Annotated in this window: 3 protein-coding genes; 2 read left to right on the forward strand and 1 reads right to left on the reverse strand. The window is 45.1% G+C overall.

Going from position 1 to position 2,134, the window contains the following annotated elements; genetic code table 11:
* Nucleotides 1–155 precede the first annotated feature (155 nt).
* A complete protein-coding gene (locus tag ACOJS8_RS16080; RefSeq protein WP_420149563.1) occupies nucleotides 156–710 on the forward strand; it encodes a hypothetical protein in 555 nt (184 codons plus the stop codon).
* A 143-nt stretch (nucleotides 711–853) separates the two neighbouring features.
* Nucleotides 854–1,375, forward strand: coding sequence for a hypothetical protein (locus tag ACOJS8_RS16085; protein ID WP_420149564.1), 522 nt, complete (start codon nucleotides 854–856; stop codon nucleotides 1,373–1,375).
* Nucleotides 1,376–1,460: 85 nt separating this feature from the next.
* On the opposite strand, the gene ACOJS8_RS16090 is transcribed toward ACOJS8_RS16085, so the two are convergent.
* The gene (locus ACOJS8_RS16090; RefSeq protein WP_420149565.1) at nucleotides 1,461–2,030 is read right to left on the reverse strand and encodes a YceI family protein; all 570 of its coding nucleotides are present in this window, start codon (nucleotides 2,028–2,030) and stop codon (nucleotides 1,461–1,463) included.
* Nucleotides 2,031–2,134 lie beyond the last annotated feature (104 nt).

Genomic DNA, 2,134 nt, shown 5'->3' on the forward strand with positions numbered 1-2,134 from the left:
ACCATCCGGTGTATGTCAGCAGCAAAAACGTAGGTAAGTCGCTGGTAGCGACGGACGTATATGATAAAATCTGGGAGATGCTGGCCGTAGAGAAACTCGAAAAACAGACGAAGTAGATTATTGGTTATTTAGCCGAAAGGACGTAACTTAATCGTATGAAAACCCTCGTCGCTCTCCTTCTGCTGGTTTCCGCCTGTGCTTCGCACCGGTTGCCTCAGGTGAACGCCCCAGCCGACGGGGCAGAGTATTATCAGGCCAGCCAGCCAACGGCCGTTGTTCAGCCGCGCCTGTATCCTGATCCACAGGGCGGGTTAGGTCATTCACAGGACCCCGACATTCGCGTGACTGATATTCGATTGACAGCCAGTTACACGGTTCTTTACATGACCTTCGCCAAAGACCCCAATGATCGGTATGGCAATTACTACGGTTCCAGCAGCATTTCGTTCAATCCGAAAGCGGTTCTGGCGTCAACCGATGGAAAACGCACCTACACCCTTCTTAAAACGGAAGGTATTCCGATGACCCCTGATTCGCGCGAGATCAAGAATGATGAAAAGGTTTCTTTTATCCTCTATTTTGAGCGGCTGGACAAGGGCGTTGAAACGTTTGATCTGTTCGAATGCAAAAGCGACAATCAGAATTCATGCTTTAACGTAGCAGCCATGAACGTTCATAATCCACTAAATTCGACAGCGGATCAAAAATAAGGCTAACGTATTGACTGCTTTGTTTATCCATAAATCACAAAAAAAGAGGTGTCTGACGATGCCTCTTTTTTTGCGCGTACACACCTAATCGGACAAACGGACGTTACTAAGGTAATGTTAGTAGTTGAGTCTCAAGTTTGATTATGCCTCTTTTTGCCTTAATTAATCGTTCTTCACGTCGTTCCCGTTTTGTTTTCTTTTTTGCTACGTTCCTGTTTATCAGCGTAATTGGAATTGCCCAGCTCAATTTAACCTACAAATTGCTTAATGGCTATTACCTGAGCAACGAGGCCCCCGTCAACAAAGGGAAGCCTACCCTGTTTGTGTTTGAACAAAGCGATACGTTTGAGCAGGTATTTAAACCAGCTACAACCATGAGCCGAAAACCGGACGTACCGAATTTTACGAAAAACATGGTTATCGGGATTGCGCTTCCCCCAACCAACAAACCACCTAAGCTCTCGGTTAGTAGAATCTTCGTGCAGGATTCAACCCTAACGGTTCGTTACATTCGAATGACGGACACTACGTTCTCAAAAAATCCACAGTCCTTTACGTCGCAACCGATGTTATTAGTCTCGATTCCAAAGCAAAACGTATTGAAAACAAGGCTTGTTGAAAATGGTAAAGTAATCCAGACGAAGAAAAAGGAAGACGCTGACTGACCCGGTTGTTTCACAATGGGTCATCATAAAAAATCCCGCTCCGGTTGCCGGAGCGGGATTTTTTGTAAGAGAGTTAGTGGATCGATTAGTTGCCTTTCACTAATTCGCCCGTAGCACGGATGGCAATCTCATCGCTTACAACGGCCGTTGGCGACCCACCAATTGAGAAATCGGCGCGTTTTACTTCGCCAGTTACTTTAAAACCAGCTAAGGTTTTCTTGTTATTCGGATTGGTAACAGGACCATTGATAACCGCGTCAAGCGTGACTGGTTTTGTAACACCATGCATCGTCAGATCGCCCGTCAGTTTATACTTATTACCAGATACTTTGCTGATCGACTTACTCTTGAATGTCAGCGTTGGGTATTTAGCAGCATCGAAGAAATCCGCACTTTTCAAGTGCGTATCCCGTCTTTCCTGGTTTGTGTTAATGCTATTCACGTCGGCGGTTAAATCGATCTGAGCATCGGTGAAATCATCTTTTGACGAAGTCATTTTCACATCGAAGTTCTGGAATTTACCATCCACGTCTGTCAGCATCATGTGAGTAACGGTAAATCCTAAGTTCGAGTGCGCTTTATCTAGTGTCCAGTTTTGCGCAAAAGCGCCAACTGACGAGAATAGCAGGGCAGCAGCCAGAATTACTTTTTTCATTGGTTGTAAATGGTTTTATAAATACGAAGAAAACACAGGTAATAAATCAGGAGCGCAGCTTATCGAGCAATTGACTTAACAGCGTAGCATCCTCCTCCGACAAT

Source organism: Spirosoma sp. (genome assembly GCF_048594605.1).
GTDB lineage: Bacteria > Bacteroidota > Bacteroidia > Cytophagales > Spirosomataceae > Spirosoma.

Excerpts from the sequence above, each read along its gene's own strand:
- ACOJS8_RS16090 (WP_420149565.1), bottom strand. The coding sequence starts at position 2,030 with ATGAAAAAAGTAATTCTGGCTGCTGCCCTGCTATTCTCGTCAGTTGGC.
- ACOJS8_RS16085 (WP_420149564.1), top strand. The coding sequence starts at position 854 with ATGCCTCTTTTTGCCTTAATTAATCGTTCTTCACGTCGTTCCCGTTTT.
- ACOJS8_RS16080 (WP_420149563.1), top strand. The coding sequence starts at position 156 with ATGAAAACCCTCGTCGCTCTCCTTCTGCTGGTTTCCGCCTGTGCTTCG.